Source organism: Leptospira soteropolitanensis (assembly GCF_026151655.1).
Lineage (GTDB): Bacteria > Spirochaetota > Leptospiria > Leptospirales > Leptospiraceae > Leptospira_A > Leptospira_A soteropolitanensis.
Window position 1 is genome coordinate 252,880 of sequence record NZ_JAMQPN010000005.1, and the last position, 18,113, is coordinate 270,992.

Consider the following 18,113-nt stretch of genomic DNA (forward strand, 5'->3'; position numbering starts at 1 on the left):
TATTTTACTCCACGCACTCGTCTGAAATTGGATTTAACAATTTTTGATTTGTACGAATAGTCAGGTTGTCATTAAAAATAAACTCCTGGTTATCGACATCGAAAAATTTTCCTCTTACCTTCCAAGGATCAGAAATTTCCAATTGATATACTGCACTTGGAGAGTAATCACATCGTGTAATGTTTAATGGCCCACCGTAGTTTGGACAATAATAACTTGTAGAAGTAACAATCTTTCCATCTTGGACAGGTGCATTGGTCCATTGAATATCAAAGAAACTCTTTTTAATATTCGCATTGTATTTGTAAACCGCTGCCTTTCGATTCAAAGTTCCTTTTTCAAATTGAACACGAATGTCCTTATTCGTATAACTCATCGCAACATCCGGGACTGTGCAATATACCGGTACGGAATCATAAACTGAAATTTGCTGAGGAATTAAGATACATAGAAATCCATAAGGAATGACCACAGAAAGATTCAAACAAGTTCTGAAATCAGGGTTCTCAATTCTACGTTCTACCGTTCTCCAACTGCAAATGGAACTAGTTTGGCGCTCATACTTATAAAGTTCCGGAATCTTTAAATTGAGTTTTAAGTAAGCTGGTGGGTTAGAATTTACATTTTCAAAATCCATCAATCTTGAAAAATTAACGTTTAACTTTGCATTGTTCGGACAATTTACAAGATTCACGTTATTGATCTTAGGCAATGAAGGAGTTAACCTGTCTGCTGTTGTAAAGAATCGAGATGTTGCAGTGGTTACGGACGCAATTCCATCAATGTTACGAATCCCAGAAGGAACGGTATACTCGTATTCCTTGTCACTCAATACTTGGTCTGGATTCAAATAGTAAATGGCTTCGCCGATGATCGGATCGTAAGACGTCAAAATTACATATTGCACTCCCCCATCGGAAAGATTTTCCAAACGAAGAGGATTGAACTCGAGAGAGTTCCGATCCATAACATCATTGAATTTTATTTTTATGTTAATACCACTGAAATAAAAAACATCCCTCTCATGATCTGGAGAAACGGACGTTACTTGCGGAGGTGTTACATCAGTAGTTCTAAAAGGATGTAACTTTCCCGTTGTCATCGCATTTCCGAAACTATCCTGAATTCCAGGAAGAATTTCTAATTCATATTCCGTTTTTTCTATTAGCGCGTTTGCCGGAATCTGAACGTTCACTCGGCGGTTTGCATCATCGTAATCAACAGAATTAATCGCGATTAAGGAACCTGATAGTTTTGCTCGTAAGATAAATTTATTTTGGACGCTCGACGCGTTCAATGCTTCACTAAAGTCTACGCGAAAACTAGTGATCGATGGATCCACTCTTTCCCCTTCCGGTAGGATTAAACGGACGTAAGGTGCTTCCGTATCTTGTGTGATCAAAAAGAACTGCTTCGTTAACACAGCTAACAAATTGCCAGATGTATCCTTTGCCTCCGAAGAAGAAACCAAGAGATATGCCGAATCACTCCGTAATGGTTTGGAAGGATTAAAGGAAAAAATGGCTGTTTTTTGGTCTGAACTTAGAGAGGAGAAGATGATTTCGGGATCGCCGTAACCAACCAATCCAAATCCTTTTATTGTAGCTGGGTCCATCGGTTCACTGAAATGAATTTTGAACTCTGTGACGTTTGGGTTAACGTTTTGTCCTTCTGGTTCAATGGAAGTTACCATTGGTGAAATGATATCTACCGTATGGAACGCTGTCACAAGCCTATATCCATTTTCTAAATTGCCAATTTCATCTGTAACTCCATTGACATACAAAGCATAATTGGCATCAGAATCGAGGGTGAATTCGTTTTTATAAGTAACAATTTTTCTGTCTAAGGAAATCGAAACAAATTTCAAGGGTGCATAGAGATTTTGATCTCTTGAAATAAAGCCGGAATGAATGACCGTTAATTCGTTTACCGGTTCATTGAAGGTAACTGTAAAAAGGTTCCCTGGTTGCAATGGAAGCACGTTCGAATTTGGAGTTCCTGAAACGATTTGAGGTGCCGTAGTATCATTGTTATTCGTTGGATCATACGGAAAAGAATCAATGATATTGGGAGCTCCATCTTGATCAAAGTCATCCAGAGGAAAAGTAAGTCGGAGTGGATCTGTTCCAGGTGCATATTCAGCTTTAACAATGTTTAGGAATGGAAGGAAGGTTCGAGAAAATAAGGAATAAAACCTGTTTCTATTGCTAAGTTGGTTTATATCATCCAAATAATTACGGAACTGAATTGCAGCCATGCGAATGGCCGCTGAATCGGTAATGACTCGAGCTACAATCATTTCAATATTTACATGGAGTGCTGCGTAAATCGAAAAATGGTTTAGTTCTGTAGTGAGTCTTCCAGCAATAGCATCCACACTAGTTTTCTGTTGTTCCCATTCTTTTGTAGAAGGGTTAAAATAGTAAATTTGGGTGAGTTCATTTTGAATCTGAGATTGTACGGACTTTGGATCGTATTTCGTAGTCAGAGTCACTGGCTTTGCGAATGTGGTCCCCTCTGGTTCTAATACCAGTTTTGAAGCTACCGGAGTCATTCCTGGAATCTCCGTTCCCTTCATCTCCTCAACCCTCATCGTAATGACTATATCTTGAGACAATGCATCTTTGGGAATATTTAAAGAAAATGCTTGGTTTTCAATGGTGCCACCATTTTTACCGATGGTTTTCGAAACCGAGCCATTCCCCGAAAAGAAAACAGAAGCTAATAAAAATTGATTTCTAAACTGCAAAGCTTCCTGTGCTTTATTTGATTGGAAAAGTTTAAAATTTCCCTCTCCATCCATTAGCGCAGCGCAGGATGCAAATAAAATAGTTGAGAGAATTAGAGTAAAGCTAACGCATACCCTTTTAAAGAAATTTTCCATTTTCGACTCCGAGGTTTCAGCATATAATTTTCGTTACTGGTGCAATCTGGTATTCGAGAATCTATAAAGCAATGTGAAAATTGTTTAGAGAATTAAATTTTTATAAAATACCGTTAAAAACGTTTTGAACTGGATTCAAAAACACTTTTAACGTTCTAATTTTAAAGAACACCGATCACTGAGTAAATACTCACAAATTTCTTAGGGAAATCATAATGATGATAACAAATAGTCTAACTATCGCTATATGACAATTTTATAATTTTTCAAAGAAATCTGAGGGTCTTCGCAACACAATACCCCCATCCTTTGTGAATTTATTCCGATAGATTCTCTAAAACTAAGGCAATGCCTTGTCCTCCTACTTAACAAAGCGAAGCCACTCCATAACGCAAATTTTTTCTTCGCAGTTCATAGGCGAGCGTCAAAACCACGCGGTCCCACTCGCACCTAGAGGATGTCCAATGGCAATTGCACCTCCATTTACGTTTGTTTTTTCAGGATTTAACTTTAATTCCCTAATGGCAGCTAACGTTCGTGATGTGCAAGCTTCGTTGATCTCGAATAAATCAACCTCCTCAATACAAATCCCAAGATTTTTGCTAAGGGTTTGAAATTGTTACTTTAGACCACTTCTGAGAGGTAATCAGAAGAGATGCTGCTCCATCATTAATCCCTGATGAATTTCCTGCTGTAACACTGCCCCCTTTCAAAAAAGCCGCAGGAAGTTGTTTCAATTGGTTGATACAAGAAACTCCACGAATCTGTTCATCCTTTTGGTGGAGACTGGCATTTTTACTTTTGCTTAAGACGGGTATTATTTCTTCAGAAAATATCCCGGTCTCCGTTGCTCTTTCTGCTCGAACCTGTGAGAGTCCAGCCCAATCATCCTGATCCGACCTAGAAATATGCAACTGTTGTGCAATGTTTTCGGCAGTGTTACCCATTGTAAGATTTACAAATGTATCTGTTAAACTATGCGCTAAACGGTCTTCAGTCATTGTGTCACCGTATTTATTACCCCACCTAGCATTCTTTAGGACAAAAGGAGCATTGCTCATAGATTCTGTTCCACCGACTAACAAAAGGTGATTTTCTCCAGAAAGAATTTTCCGGGATCCGATGATTACACTTTCCATTCCAGAACCACAAAGGCGATTGACGGTGAGACCGCTCGAACTTTCACTAAGTCCAGATTTAAGCCCGATATGCCTGGCCAAATAAGCGGAATCCTTATCATCCTGGATCACATTCCCATAAATGGATTCCTCGATTTCTCTGGGGTCTAATCCAATTTTATGAATCGCCTCTTTAGCTGTAATAACACCTAGCTCCGAAGCACTATATTCTTTAAGCCCACCGCCAAATTTCCCGAATGGAGTTCGAACTCCATCAACCAATACTACCATTACCGACTCCTTTTATAGTGTATATACACCATAAATCCAAAATTTAAAAATAAAGTAGATGCACTACCAGCTGTTTATTCTTTTTCTATACCTATTTGTATGCCAGGTAGGTTACGTAGTTCGGAAAGAATTTGTAAGGTTTGTTTAAATTCAGATTTTCCTAAGTCTTCCATAATTGATTTTTGAATTTCTCTCCAAAGTTCAATTGCTTTTGTAAGTTTCAGCTCCCCTTTTTTGGTGAGAGCGATACTTCTAACATTTCCAATCTCTTTTTTTTCTACAGTAATTAGACCATCTCGATTCAAAATTTCCAAACTTCTCTGCAATGTAGTTCGATCAATATCTGTAAGACGTGCCAGATCAGAGATACTGGGATCATTTTCATAAGCGATACTTGCAAGCAACGTAAATTGAGTGATCCTAAGCCCAATAGGTTTTAACTTCAAATCATAGTAACTGGTGATTAGCCGACTTGTACGCCTAAGACTTAAATTTAAACAGGACAACCCAATTTGCTTCAAATCTTCATGAGTGTATTTCATTTCCAATCACCTGCATTAATTCAAAGTGTATATACACTATTCTTTCAAACAAATAAAAAGAGAATTTTTTACTTAATTTACAAACAAAAGAAAGAAACTGATAGAAACTGAAACTGCCATCTTAGGAATTTTTTTTGCGAATGATCCATTCGGCAAAAACAAAGTTTATAAACCAACCAGCACCCATCATCAAATCTCTGGGAACACCGGAAGGATCTCCACCGACAATGATAAACCAAGGTAAATGAGTAAAAACCTGTGTTCCCGCACCCATTCCAATCGCATAACCACGAATCATCCAATGGCTATGTTTGGAAATATTTCTTTTTAATATAAAAATAAACCCAACGAATATGCAAATGAACATCCATATTCCAACGACCAAACGAATTCCAAAAAGCCAATTTCCATCCGTTGGTACTTTCGGATAAACTAGGGTGAGCCATAAACCAGAGAGTGCAGAAACAACTCCCACTAATACTAAGAATCTTCCAGAAATTTTATGCCAAATAATATGTTTCTTTCGAAAACCTGGTGCAAATTGAAAAGCACCTAAAATACTAAAGAACACTACACTGAAAATATGTGTGAGAACAGGAATCGGATCATTAAAAAACCGTTGGTTTTCTATCGTATAACCATTCCCTGTCATGACTTGATGGAAACGAATGATACCTGCAATGGCAGGAATCAAACTTAAGAAAAGAAGAGAGCCAATGATCCAATAGTCTTTTTTTGAAGATGTTGTCATAAAAATATATAGATTATTGCCTTAACAAACGAAAGATCGATCAACCAAAAAAGATTTCCTGGAAAAGTTTTCTGAGAAATGGAATTGGAAAAAACTAATTTCTATCACTTAATGATGAGATTTAAAAATCATTACCACCATACGAATATTTATCCAAATAAATCTTACCAATTGCCAAGGGAAAAAGGTTCTAAAAAATTTTGTGTTATTATTTGGAAGTGCTACAAAATCACCTTGTCTGTAAGATGCACTTAATTCCTTTTGATCCAGAAGTGATAATTCTACAAATTCATCTTGTTTCATATTTTTCTCCGATATTTTTTTATTCAGGAATCAACCACCAACCAGGTTTACACTTAGCTTTATACATAAACAAATAATGGAGTACCATCTTGATCCAATGACCAGCAAGCCCTATCTCGCCCGTAGTATACCGAAGAGATCTACCCCACTTGGGATACTTTTTGAAATCGGGAACAATCGGATAAACTGTCATAGAGACAGCAGTTCCAGAAAAGAAACCATTCCCTGCAGAAGCAATACAAGCAGCTCCCATCTCCGCCATAGAAGCTCTATGTTTTAGTTCCTTGGTTTTTGATTTGATTTGGAGAGTTATATTTTGTGCTACAACCTTTCCCATAATCGCAGAAGGCATTCCAGTTCTTGGTGGGGTCGGAGAAATTTGAATTCCCTCGCTATTTTTCATCACTTTCGAAATGGGATGAGGAGGCGCAAAAGCAATGCCAATCCCAAATAAATTAGAATAGAATGGCGATTGGTAAGTACTCGGCCAGTCTCTAGAATCCCAATTTTCATATGATTTAACTTCATAGTTTGCATCCACTTTCATCATTCCATTGGCAGCAAACAATTTTGCAGTGATATCTTCTTTATTTTTTCCAAAGGCCTTCAATTCTACCCCACTAAAGGGAGGAATCAACATCGAAAAGTCAAATCTGACAAACCCATTTTCTCCTTCAAGTGTTGTGTAATAAATTTTGCCTTTTTCAATTTTAGTTACATGTGCCCTTGTTTTCCACTGTATCCCTCTTTCAGTAAACAATGATTCGGCGAATATTTTATTACTTGTTATGTATCCACCTTGTTCTAAATGCATTCCGCCCATCCCAAAATCGCCTAACTCATATTCATTGGAAAGCCAAAGAATTTTGGCGTGATCACGAACGCCAGCTTTCCTTAGTTCATGATCTACGTTAAAAAGATATTCAAAAGCGGCACCTTGGCAAGTACACATACCATGCCCTGTTCCAAATACAAAATTCAGATTTTCACCGTTCTGCATTCTTTGAATCAGAACTTGTAATTTTTCATTTGCTTCCTCAGCATGTGAAAAGGTACACACGGAAACAGTATTTCCTTCTTCAGGACCAAGACCCGGTGTGGCAGAGAAATTGAGTTTGGGACCCGTAGCGTTGATACAATAATCATAGCTGATTCGATTGATCTGTCCCTTTGTTTCCAGTGCTGTCGATTCGAATTCGAGAAATGCCTGTTCGGATTTCTCATCGCCTTCCGGGTACAAACTAATGACTTTAGCTTGGATGAATTGGATTTTCGTTTTATCGTAAATAGGTTTCAACGCAAATGTAACTTCTTTTGGTTTCATTGCACCCACACCAACCCAAATATTGGAAGGAATCCAATTCCAATTGGCGTTGGGAGAAATCACAACTACCTCGTGTTTTTTTCCCAAGTATTTTTTTAACAACGTAGCAGCAGTATGTCCCGAAATACCAGCACCCATAATTACAATTCTCATAACCAAATACCTATACCCCTATATGTATATTGAATCAAAAAAAAATTGCAAGAAATTCTTTTTTGAAAAGATATTATTTTAGATTTTTTACTGAACACAGTTTGTGAATACAGAGCGGATGATGTGGAAAGACAAAACAAAGTCACCAAAAGATAGAATTGTTCTAAGTTAGCTGCTCAAGGAAGAAATGGACTAGCATGAGTAAACTGCGCGAGTGCATGTAGAAAAGTTCTCATACAAAGGCAAAGGTTCGTTTGTGCTTATACCCCTTTCCTTTACATCTATTGGCAACCGATTCAATAACAAAAAGTAAAAATGGAATTTGATTTATTTGTCTTTGTTATTCAAACAATCAATCTTTCTGGAAACATTTATCTTTATTGTTAGTATAACATTAGTAATGTTATACATTAAAATTCAATATTTTATATTAGTTACCTAGACTTTACTTCTTCGATAATCTCGAGGTAAAAATTTGATCCTAAATGATATACAATTTCCGACTTTCCTTCCCCCATCAAAAACTCTTCAAAGTTCCAATCATAGCGATTGGGATCTTTACCTGAATCGAACCAATCTTTAAATACAACTCTATCATTTTCAAGTATAACTTCGACTAAGTGATAAGGTTCCGAATTTCTCCAATATCTTTTTTTTTCCATATTTAGCCTGATTACGTTTTGTCGGACACTTTTCTAATTCATTTTTAATTCAAATTTCTCAGGACTCACATAACCTAGAAAAGAATGTGATCTCGGTCTATTATAAAATACTTCAATGTAATCAAAGAGATTGTTTTTTGCATCTTTTAGATTTTGAAAAACATTGAATTCGATTTCTCTTTTTAAGGTAGCAAAAAAAGATTCTGCGACGGCATTGTCCCAACAATTTCCCTTACGGCTGTTACTTCTTCTAATACGATTGGTTGCCAAGATTTTACGAACCTCTCCAGAACAATAGTTTGAGCCTTTGTCAGTATGAAAAATTATTCCTTTGTTTGGATTTCTAGAATTGATCGCCTGGTTAAGTGCATCGACTATTAATTCGGAATCATTTCTTGTGCTTATCTTCCAACTAACTACTTTTCTAGAATATAAATCTAAAATCACACAAAGATACAACCAACCAGAGAAACTTCTAACGAAGGTAACGTCTGAGACCCAGACCTCATCCTTCTTTTCGACATGAAATTTACGTTGAACTAAATCAGGTGCAATTCGCTTTGAATGTTTCGAGTCTGTGGTACTGATGCGAAATTTCTTATCTTGTTTACCCTTTATATTCAATAGATTCATGGCTTTTTTTACTTTTCTTGATCCATAGCCTAGGGAATTTTTTCTGACTTCATTGAGAATTCTAATCAATCCATAGCTCTGCTTACTAGACTTCCATGTTTCCCTTACGAAATCAATGAAAGCTAAATCAAGCTTACCATTAGGATTCTTTAACCGTTTAACATAGTCGTAGAATCCTGATCGAGAAACCGCCAAATAGGTCGCCATACTCGTTACTTTAAACTCATTTCTGTACGTAGCCATGAACTCTAATCGGGATTTTGTTCCTTTGAGAGCATGGCTGCAAACTTTTTTAAGATAGCGTTTTCCTCTCGAAGTTTCACCAATTCTTTTCGAAGTTTTTTAAGCTCTTCGCTTTCTTTGATCTGTTTATCTGTTGGGGGATTTAATTGATCTGATTTTTTCAAAAATTCAGCCTTCCATTGTCGTAAGACAAAGTAACTGATTCCTAAAGATTCGGAAACTTCTTTTATTGTAAACGAACCTGACATGGCTCGTTTTACTGCTTGTTCTTTGAACTCGGGTGAGTATTTTGATCGTCTGCTCATTTGCACCTCTTGCTTTTTCTTTGCAAAAAAGGTGTCCGTTTTTATGTAATCAGGCTAACTCGTTGACCATTTAATTTGCCTGACCAGGGAATATTCAAAATTTCGAATTTTCCCGTCTAACCTTACCTTAGTTTGCTGAAAAGTCAATAGAATAGAAATTAAAAACCATATTGATAAAAAAACATACTTTAACCTACAAGACAAAGTATTTTATTACCCAGAAATTAACTAGAACCTATCGATCAATCTTCATTAATTTTATGATATAGGTAGGACAAATCTAAAGAATTGTTTTCAAACATAAAAAAAGCCTCACATCTTTCGACGTAAGGCTTCTCCCAACATTTGTATACGACATGTAAGTAAAACAAACAACGCTATAATCTATACATACACGTTAACACGTGTATATTGTAATATGGTCAAGCCGATCGAGCGATTAGTATCACTTGGCTGAATCCATTACTGAACTTACACCTGTGACCTATCAACCAGGTCGTCTGCCTGGACTCTTCAGGGAGATCTTATCTTCAGGTGGGCTTCCCACTTATATGCTTTCAGCGGTTATCCCGACCGAACGTAGCTACTCTGCCATGCCACTGGTGTGACAACAGATGCACAGTGTCCCTTCGGGCCAGACGAGTTTTGGCTAGGCTACGCTCCGCCAAACTCGCATTCTCGCTCCCTATGGGTCGCTGCGAATGGTTCGACCAACCCGGTCCTCTGACCACAGTTAAAAGAAATGGGCGTTCCCGATTGGATTAGAGTTTCGGAAATGGAATGTGTAAGGGTCGGGCTCTTTCGGGGTGCGCTCTCGCTTCCGTCCTTCGGACCAAGCCCTGCAGATCCCTAACGCGGGGGAGATTAGATTTTCTCGAGACCAAGTTCATAAGAGCCCAGTTTCATTTTAATGATATAAAATTCTATTTTGTATCCACGATCTTGAAACTGTTTAATTATCGGATCAATTAAATCAGGATCAAACTTCATACCAAAAATCAAAGCTCTCAATGATTCCTTTTTGATAGTTTGAAGACCTCGTTCCTTCCTAAGAATAAGCCTGACTTCTTTTTCATACTCCCAAACGAGTGATTTTGTATATAAAATTCGTCGGCTAAATTCCTCATGATCTCGCAAATATTCAGGCCAAACATTTGTATAAATTATATCAAACAATGTTGCCTGATATATGTTTCCAACTTCGACAATCGATCGCATATCCGCTGTGATTCCAGAATCAAAGCCATATGCATAACAAAGACCCTTGTGTGCATTTGCGTAATGTGACCATAAAAGATGGTTATCCCAGACTTTAGAAAAACATACTATTGAATATTCTTTTGATAATGCAGTCATGTTTTCTTTGAGAAATTCGGAATCGTCATTCTTTTGCAAAAGAAAAGACTTCCAATCAATTCCTTCCAAAGAAATTCCAGCATCTTCCATCGATTTTTTAAAACTTAATAAATTTGATGAAGTTTTTGCAATCGGGAAATGAGTGAATTCGTAAGGATCATTAAATTTTCCTATACCACTGAAAAACAATTTTGAATCTAAAACTGAATTTAAACGTTTTTCTTCATTTTTCTCGAATCGAAAAAGAAGATTTTCATTTTTGCCTTTTAAAATATTTTCCGAATACGATTCAAACCGATCCACCTAATAGTATTCCTTAATATACGCATACGCCCGATCAAACAATACCTGATCCGTATGCAATTTGTATTTTAGGAGTGCCTTCCGTAAAGATTTTTGCACTTCACGTTCACCTCCTGTCGTAGTTTGCCAACCAGGAAAGCGAACAACTCGTACGATGGCATCGATATCGGCAACAATGCGCGCAACTACAGCAGGCGTTTGGTCGGTTTTAATTTCTAAGAATAATTCTGTAAGTGCGGCTTGGGGAGACTTAGCTAGAATCTCTTGTTCATATTCCTTTTCGGCTTGGACTGTTTCCTTTGCAAGTTTACATAATTCTTTTACAAACTCAATCGATGAAATGAGACCTTGCTCCGCTTTTTTCCTAAGTTCCTCTAATCTCTCGCTTAAGGATTTGAATTTAGGATCGCCTGCATTTTTTTGGAATCGTTTGATGAGAAGTTTCTCCAATTGGCGAACTTTTTTTGGATCTTGGTTGTTGGCAAGGTCATCTATGATGTCTGCATCTAAGACAAACTCATCAAGCACATGAACGTTCCCGACATGGATATTTTCATGAATTAGTTTCGTAGTTTGTGCACCCAAAGTAAGCCATAACAACTTACCAATAGTATCAGAAGCAGGTTTTACAGATTCATAAACTTGAGCAAGCCAACGGTAGTCCTGAGTATAGAGGTCAAGAATTGCATCTGGTGATAATGATTCCCATAAATTTGATAAAAATTTGAAATCATTCGCGAAGGCGTCTTTCTTTTCATTGGTATTGATGGCATTTTGTGCCGCTTCGAGCCCTTCAAAACCCTCGATCGTCCTATCCACGTTTGGAAAATGAGACAGGGCATCTTTCATAGCCTCCGGCAATTTCCCGCGAAGCTCAGATAAATTGGTGATCATTTTATCGACGCCCGCTTCATCGTATTCGAGGGCTGTGGCGGCATCATCAAAAACGCCAAAATAGTCGACGATGCATCCAAACGTTTTGTGTGGATACAGTCGATTGGTTCGGCAAATTGCCTGCAAAAGAGTATGATCTTTGAGCGATTTGTCCAAATACATCGTTTGTAAAATGGGAGAATCAAAACCTGTCAGAAGTTTTGCGGTAACAATGAGAAATTTTAAGGAAGAATGAGAATCATTGAATTCATCGACGACTTTTTCCAGTTTGCCCTTATCCAAAGCCCATTTCTTTTTGAAATCAAAATCATCATTGGCTGTTGTTGAAATGACAACACAACTTGCTTCCGCAGGAAAATGTTTGTCTAGTTCCTCTTTGTACTGCACGCAAGCATAACGATCAGGTGTAACGATCATTGCCTTAAAACCTTGCGGTTCGACTTTCTCCTTGAAGTGACGAGCTATATCTTCCACGATTTTGGAAACTCGTTTCGGTGCTTTTAAGAAGGCAGCCATTTTTGCCGATTTTCGATTGAGGGCATCTGCTTCTTCATCCGTCAGGGCAGCACTTTCTTTAAATTCCTCAAAGGCAATATCGATTGTTTCTTTGTCTACGTGAACATCGACTAGGCGAGGTTCAAAGTGAAGTGGTAAGGTTGCGTTGTCTCGAATTGAATCTTGGAACGTATAACGAGACAAATATCCACCCCGATCTTCTTCGGCACCAAACGCCCAAAATGTATTTTTATCTACCTTGTTAACTGGTGTTCCCGTTAATCCGAATAAAAAGGCATTTGGCAATGCAGCGCGCATTTGGCGACCAAGATCACCTTCTTGTGTTCGGTGGGCCTCATCAACAAGAACTATGATATTTTCCCGAGTATTTAGATTTGGTTTGGCATCTCGAAACTTGTGAATCATAGAGATGATGATTTTTCGTGTATCTTGTTCCAAAAGGGTTCTGAGTTCATTGATATTGTCTGTAGTTTCTACATTTGGTATGTCTGCCGCATTGAATGTCCCGCTGATTTGTGTGTCTAAGTCCGTTCGGTCTACAAGAACAATGACGGTCGGACTTTTTAACAAAGGATTTCTTCGTAATTTTTGAGCTGCAAAGACCATAAGGAGTGATTTCCCTGATCCTTGGAAATGCCAAAGGAGTCCCTTTTTGATTTGTCCCTCTATCACACGGTCCACAATTTTATTGGTTCCTTCATACTGCTGGAACCTGGGGATCACTTTCATCCTTTGTTTTTTATGATTGGTCGTAAAGAGCGAAAAGTTTCGCATCATATCGAGTAAACGAACCGGACTGAGTAAATCCACAAGTTCCCTTCCGATCTCGGCAAGTCCCAGCTGTTTGGCTATGCCCAGATCTTTCTTTGTAATTCTCCACGGAGACCAAAATTCCAGAGGACAACGAACCGCTCCGTAAAACAATTCTTTGCCTTCGGTCGCAAAAGAGAATATGTTGGGCACAAACAATTGAGGCACTGCATTTTCATATACCGAATGGATTTCATGAGCCCCATCCAGCCAACTCACAGAAGGTCGGATCGGAGTTTTGGCTTCTCCCACAACAACAGGAATTCCATTGATGAGGAACACAAGATCCGGAATTTTCGTTTCGCGGTGGTGGATCCGAAACTGATTTGTGATGGTGTAGGAATTATTCTTTAGTAATTCAAAATCGATCAACCTAACCGGGACATGGCGGTTGTTTTCTCCAAAGGGCATGGTCTTTTCACCAGTCATCCACTGGAAGAACTCTTCATTGGCTCGGACCAAACCGATTTGGTTCACAGAAATTAAAATGTCGCGGAGATTGTAGATCACTTCCTCTGCCAGTTCTGGCCTTTGTTGGATCTCTGGGTTTAATCGAAGTAGTGCCGCTTTTAATTCTTCTTCAAGCAACACTTCGTTAACGCTACGTTGCAACTGTTCTGGGGATTGGTATTGCCATTTCCCAGCATAACTTTCCTTTGGCGTTCCCTGAGGATCGTTAAGGTTCTCACCACTGAGCTGATGGATGATATAATGTTCAACACTGTTGAGTTCGGTAAATGACATGTCTAAAATACCTGATTAAGGAGGGATTTCTGGAGGGACTTGGACGTAGTTATTTTGGATTTTAGTTTTAATTCAGCTTCGCTTATCGTTTTCATTTTTGAAAGTAAAATTGATTCATCTTTGAGAACTTTTATGAAATATTTTCCAACGATTTCATTGCTAACTCTCGGCATTTTTGTACCAAATGCCTTACCTTTAGCATATAAAATAAAATTTTCACTATGCAAGTGCTGAAGAGCATACTCTTTTGAAATTTCTTTAGTATCATAAACTAAAATTTCTGTAGTAGAAATAGCATCAAATGAAGCGATAAAAGCTTTATCTAAATATGGTCTCAATTTGGAATAGCACAAATCTCCGGCATCGACTATGTTACAACTTGATTCTGCTTCTGAAGCGTTACTATATTTTTCACAATCAAATGCACCTGAGTCAACATGCTCTAACCCAATATATTTATCACGTTGATGTGGGTTTACACTTCTTCCTTTTTTCAAGATCAACAAGTCAGAAAATGGTTTTTCAATTCCTTCGCACATATTTACCAAATTAGTAAAGATGAGATTTCGATTTAATTTGATTTTCCCCAAGCAAGCCAAATTCATTTCAATCACCTCATCCATCGCCCAAAGCAATTCAGCCAACTCCGCTTGTTGGTCTTTTGGGGGGAGAAGGAATTCGTAGTTTGCCAAATCTTTAAATTTCACACGTGGCGATAATCCACCGGCGGAATGTTTGATCGCATAATCAAAAAACTTATCGTTATTCATAACGAAGGGTAAGAGCTCTGCTAACAAATTCTTTTTTGCTCTAATGACCGTGATATCGCTCGAACATATCCCATCAAAATTTGCCTGCGCTGCTTTCTTTAGGTAAGCTCTGCGACGACCAAACAACACATCACCTTTTGAGAATTTCTTGGTAAAAGTTGTGCTTTCTTCAATTCCGGCGGAGCGACGTAAGTGAATATCTTCGCTATCGATATGTTCCAACCCAACAACATGCTCTATACCTTCTGTCACGAGGTCTTTCACCGTTTCTTTCGGCTCAAATGCTACATCGCCTAATTTAACTTTGGTCCAATTACTTTTATCAATAAAGAGGTTCGGCGTTTCCAATTTATCCATGCCTAGGCCAACTCCTTGAACAGCTTTTCCATGGATGCCTTCAAATGATTTGATGACTCTTGCCACTTTTCATAGGCACTTGCGAAAGAAACCTCAGTTTGGTTTGCCAGCGAATCGGGTCGGATATAAAGATTGATCGCCATATTGGCATTCTTGGCCAATACATCCTTTGTATCAACTAACACTGCGAAGTTATCCTGGCTAACAAAGGCTTTGTAAGTGGAATAGATTTTCTCGATGTGTTTCTTTTCCAAATAACCCATTGCACTTTGCTGTTTGACTTCCTTCACTGCATTGATTATCAATATTTTGCCCTTCTTACTTTTCTCCTTATTCGTTTTGGTGATTAGCAAACAGGCTTCCATAGGCGAATTGTAAAATAGATTCGGTCCAAGGCCAATCACACATTCTACTAAATCTTCTTCGATCATTTTGCGACGCATATCCGCTTCTGCATCGCGAAACAAAATACCATGCGGCCAAAGAGAAATCGAACGACCATTTTTCGGATCCAGACTTTTTTGCATATGCTGTTGGAAGGCATAATCGGCACAACCTTGCGGTGGGGTTCCCCAAATGTTTCTGCCATAGGGGTCACTCTCAAAACTTTTCCGATCCCAAGATTTGATCGAATAGGGGGGATTGGCAAGGATCACGTTGAACTTCTTTAGTTCATCATTTTCGAGAAAACCAGGACTAGCCAAAGTATCTCCGCGGACAATCTGAAACTCTTCGATGCCATGCAAAAACATATTCATTCTGGCAATGGCAGAGGTTAACAAATTGATTTCTTGGCCATACAACTTGAGTGTGCGGTATTCTTTTCCTTCTTCTTTCAGGTGTAAGGCGCAGTTCAGCAGGAGTCCTCCCGAACCACAAGTAGGATCATAGACACTCTCACCAGGCTTTGGGTCCATGATCATGGTCATTAGTTTTACTACCGTTCGGTTGGTATAAAACTCAGCCGCTGTATGCCCACTGTCATCAGCAAACTCTTTGATCAAGTATTCATAAGCATTTCCCAATTTATCATCGGGGACATTCTTTAAATCCAGTTTGTGTTTAGAAAAATGTTCAATCAGGTTTGTGAGCATCGCATCAGAAAGCCGTTCCTTGCTTGTCCAACTCGCATCACCAAAAATTCCATGAAGTGTGTCTGGATTGGCCTTTTCGATGGCTCGCATTGCCTTCTGCAATGCGACTCCTACATTGGTTGTGACCTCTCTAACATCTTTCCAATGCGCCCCTTTTGGGATCTGAAAGTGGTGGTTTTCGGCAAAGGAGGCAAATTCCAAATCCCCCTTACTTTCCGCAAGTGCCGTTTCGAATTCTTCATCATAGACATCCGATATTCGCTTAAAAAATAAAAGTGGGAAAATGTATTGTTTATAGTCTCCCGCATCAATCGTTCCGCGTAACGCAACTGCAGCGCCCCAAAGGTATTTTTCCAATTCTTGTTGGGTCATCATTTGATAAATTTCTCTAAGATTTTTTTAAAACGTTCTTCGGCTTCGAGACTTGCTTGCCAGGCCTCTTTCAGATCCTTCATTGCTTCTTCAACCGCGGGTAAACTGTCCTCTATGATTTTTTCGACATAGAGAGGGATATTGAGATTGAATTCATTCTCCTTTAACTCTTCAAAACTGACAACTTTCACATAATTATCTACGTCTTTAAAAGCTTTATACCAGGCGAAGAGTTGGTCCACATGTGTGGGATCTAAAAAGTTTTGCGCACGACCCACTCGCACTTGGTCAGAACCATCGATAAATAGAACTTTATTCTTTTTTGATTTTTCTTTTTTTCTCTTAAAAACTAAAACGCAGGCGGCAAGCTGTGTTCCATAAAAGATATTGGGACCCAGTCCAATCACAGCCTCAAGCAAATCTTGTTCTAATAGTGCTTGTCTAATTTTTCCTTCTGCACCTTTCCGAAATAAGGCTCCATGGGGCAAAACAACCGTCATACGACCATTTTGGTTCATTGATTTGACCATATGTTGGACCCATGCCATATCCCCGTTGCTTTGCGGAGGCACTCCTGCAATATTGCGACCGAAGGGATCATTGGCCCAGTTTTCGGAACCCCAATCGCTTAATGAAAACGGTGGATTGGCAATCACACAATCAAAGGTTTTCAAACCATCCGCTTCAAAAAAGGCGGGACTGCGCAAAGTATCACCACGCAAAATTTGAAAATCTTCGATCCCATGCAAAAACATATTCATCCTTGCGATGGCACTGGATGTTAAGTTTTTCTCCTGACCAAATAATTTAAGAGTTCTGTAGTCTTCTTTATTGTGTTTGAGATGGTCCACACATTCCAGTAACATGCCACCTGTCCCGCATGCGGGATCATAGATACTTTCTCCTTCGTGAGGGTCCAAGATCAGTCCCAGAAGATGCACTACCGAACGCGGTGTATAAAATTCTCCGGCCTTTTTATTGGTTAGATCAGCGAAATGTTTGATTAAATATTCGTATGCCTCACCTAACATATCTGGATTCACATTTTCCCGACCAAGGGAATACATAGAAAAGTGTTCTATTAGATTGATGAGTAGTTTATCGGTAAGTTTATTTTTATTGCTCCACTGAGCATCACCGAATATTCCATACAAATATTCCTGATTTGCTTTTTCGATACCTCGAAGTGCTTTCTCAATGGCTAAACCGACATTTGTTGTTTTCTCACGTATATTCTTCCAATGACATCCATCTGGAATCTCAAATCGATGCATTTCTGGCAACAAAGCATACGCCTGATCGCCGCCAGACTCTTCTAATGCAATACGATACTCTTCATCATAAACATCTGAAATACGTTTAAAAAATAATAATGGGAAAATATAGACTTTGAAATCAGAAGCATCAACGGGACCTTTTAAAATCCAAGCCGCTTTTGATAAATACTGCTCCAGTTGCGATAAGGTAACTTTTTTATCTTCCATTTAGCGTCTGTTTATTCCTACATACACATTTCCATTCGCTTCAAAGATAGCGTCAACCATTGGCAAAAAAATACTCCAATTGTTAGAATTCATAATTCGAATTATCTAATATGGGTAGGACAAATTTACCCCCAAACATAAAAAAAGCCTCACATCTTTCGACGTAAGGCTCTTCCCAACATTTGTATACGACATGTAAAT

Annotated in this window: 12 protein-coding genes, 1 pseudogene and 1 other annotated feature; all 13 genes and pseudogenes read right to left on the reverse strand. The window is 38.5% G+C overall.

Translation table 11 applies throughout. The features are described from left to right. Nucleotides 1–4: 4 nt before the first annotated feature. The 13 genes and pseudogenes from ND811_RS12920 to ND811_RS12980 all read right to left on the reverse strand — a co-directional run bounded on the left by ND811_RS12920 (nucleotide 5) and on the right by ND811_RS12980 (nucleotide 17,912). Nucleotides 5–2,887 carry an Ig-like domain-containing domain gene (locus ND811_RS12920; protein WP_265352225.1) on the reverse strand — a complete coding sequence of 961 codons (2,883 nt, stop codon included), beginning with the start codon at nucleotides 2,885–2,887 and terminating at the stop codon, nucleotides 5–7. A 365-nt stretch (nucleotides 2,888–3,252) separates the two neighbouring features. Next, nucleotides 3,253–4,296: pseudogene (locus ND811_RS12925) on the reverse strand (thiolase family protein). A 74-nt stretch (nucleotides 4,297–4,370) separates the two neighbouring features. Continuing rightward, nucleotides 4,371–4,838, reverse strand: coding sequence for a MarR family winged helix-turn-helix transcriptional regulator (locus ND811_RS12930; RefSeq protein ID WP_265352224.1), 468 nt, complete (start codon nucleotides 4,836–4,838; stop codon nucleotides 4,371–4,373). Nucleotides 4,839–4,959: 121 nt separating this feature from the next. Then, the gene (locus ND811_RS12935; RefSeq protein ID WP_265352223.1) at nucleotides 4,960–5,589 is read right to left on the reverse strand and encodes a DUF2306 domain-containing protein; all 630 of its coding nucleotides are present in this window, start codon (nucleotides 5,587–5,589) and stop codon (nucleotides 4,960–4,962) included. Nucleotides 5,590–5,697: 108 nt separating this feature from the next. Next, nucleotides 5,698–5,892 carry a hypothetical protein gene (locus ND811_RS12940; RefSeq protein WP_265352222.1) on the reverse strand — a complete coding sequence of 65 codons (195 nt, stop codon included), beginning with the start codon at nucleotides 5,890–5,892 and terminating at the stop codon, nucleotides 5,698–5,700. 19 nt (nucleotides 5,893–5,911) lie between these two features. Next, complete coding sequence (locus ND811_RS12945) at nucleotides 5,912–7,369, reverse strand: NAD(P)/FAD-dependent oxidoreductase (RefSeq protein ID WP_265352221.1); 1,458 nt, start codon at nucleotides 7,367–7,369, stop codon at nucleotides 5,912–5,914. A 434-nt stretch (nucleotides 7,370–7,803) separates the two neighbouring features. Next, nucleotides 7,804–8,031: a hypothetical protein gene (locus ND811_RS12950; protein ID WP_265352220.1), complete on the reverse strand. Its 228-nt coding sequence runs from the start codon at nucleotides 8,029–8,031 to the stop codon at nucleotides 7,804–7,806. Nucleotides 8,032–8,064: 33 nt separating this feature from the next. Further along, nucleotides 8,065–9,212, reverse strand: a protein-coding gene (locus tag ND811_RS12955) for an IS3 family transposase (protein WP_265352219.1) whose coding sequence is annotated in 2 segments (ribosomal slippage) — nucleotides 8,065–8,969 and nucleotides 8,969–9,212 — 1,149 coding nt in all. Because the reading frame shifts where the segments join, the coding sequence is not laid out codon by codon here. 431 nt (nucleotides 9,213–9,643) lie between these two features. Then, nucleotides 9,644–9,887 (reverse strand) — a sequence feature (23S ribosomal RNA rRNA prediction is too short). A gap of 189 nt (nucleotides 9,888–10,076) precedes the next feature. After that, nucleotides 10,077–10,871 (reverse strand): DUF2971 domain-containing protein, encoded by a 795-nt coding sequence (locus tag ND811_RS12960; protein ID WP_100717148.1) that lies wholly within the window; start codon nucleotides 10,869–10,871, stop codon nucleotides 10,077–10,079. Continuing rightward, a complete protein-coding gene (locus ND811_RS12965) occupies nucleotides 10,872–13,835 on the reverse strand; it encodes a type I restriction endonuclease subunit R (protein WP_265352218.1) in 2,964 nt (987 codons plus the stop codon). A 2-nt stretch (nucleotides 13,836–13,837) separates the two neighbouring features. Next, nucleotides 13,838–15,028 carry a restriction endonuclease subunit S gene (locus ND811_RS12970; protein ID WP_265352217.1) on the reverse strand — a complete coding sequence of 397 codons (1,191 nt, stop codon included), beginning with the start codon at nucleotides 15,026–15,028 and terminating at the stop codon, nucleotides 13,838–13,840. Beyond that, complete coding sequence (locus tag ND811_RS12975; protein ID WP_265352216.1) at nucleotides 14,965–16,431, reverse strand: type I restriction-modification system subunit M; 1,467 nt, start codon at nucleotides 16,429–16,431, stop codon at nucleotides 14,965–14,967. Before ND811_RS12975 ends, ND811_RS12970 begins: the two co-directional genes overlap by 64 nt. Next, nucleotides 16,428–17,912 (reverse strand): type I restriction-modification system subunit M, encoded by a 1,485-nt coding sequence (locus tag ND811_RS12980; protein WP_265352215.1) that lies wholly within the window; start codon nucleotides 17,910–17,912, stop codon nucleotides 16,428–16,430. The genes ND811_RS12975 and ND811_RS12980 overlap by 4 nt, the downstream gene beginning before the upstream one ends. Nucleotides 17,913–18,113 lie beyond the last annotated feature (201 nt).

Coding starts and splice junctions, on each gene's coding strand:
- ND811_RS12920 (WP_265352225.1), bottom strand. CDS start 2,887: ATGGAAAATTTCTTTAAAAGGGTATGCGTTAGCTTTACTCTAATTCTC.
- ND811_RS12930 (WP_265352224.1), bottom strand. CDS start 4,838: ATGAAATACACTCATGAAGATTTGAAGCAAATTGGGTTGTCCTGTTTA.
- ND811_RS12935 (WP_265352223.1), bottom strand. CDS start 5,589: ATGACAACATCTTCAAAAAAAGACTATTGGATCATTGGCTCTCTTCTT.
- ND811_RS12940 (WP_265352222.1), bottom strand. CDS start 5,892: ATGAAACAAGATGAATTTGTAGAATTATCACTTCTGGATCAAAAGGAA.
- ND811_RS12945 (WP_265352221.1), bottom strand. CDS start 7,369: ATGAGAATTGTAATTATGGGTGCTGGTATTTCGGGACATACTGCTGCT.
- ND811_RS12950 (WP_265352220.1), bottom strand. CDS start 8,031: ATGGAAAAAAAAAGATATTGGAGAAATTCGGAACCTTATCACTTAGTC.
- ND811_RS12965 (WP_265352218.1), bottom strand. CDS start 13,835: ATGTCATTTACCGAACTCAACAGTGTTGAACATTATATCATCCATCAG.
- ND811_RS12975 (WP_265352216.1), bottom strand. CDS start 16,431: ATGATGACCCAACAAGAATTGGAAAAATACCTTTGGGGCGCTGCAGTT.
- ND811_RS12980 (WP_265352215.1), bottom strand. CDS start 17,912: ATGGAAGATAAAAAAGTTACCTTATCGCAACTGGAGCAGTATTTATCA.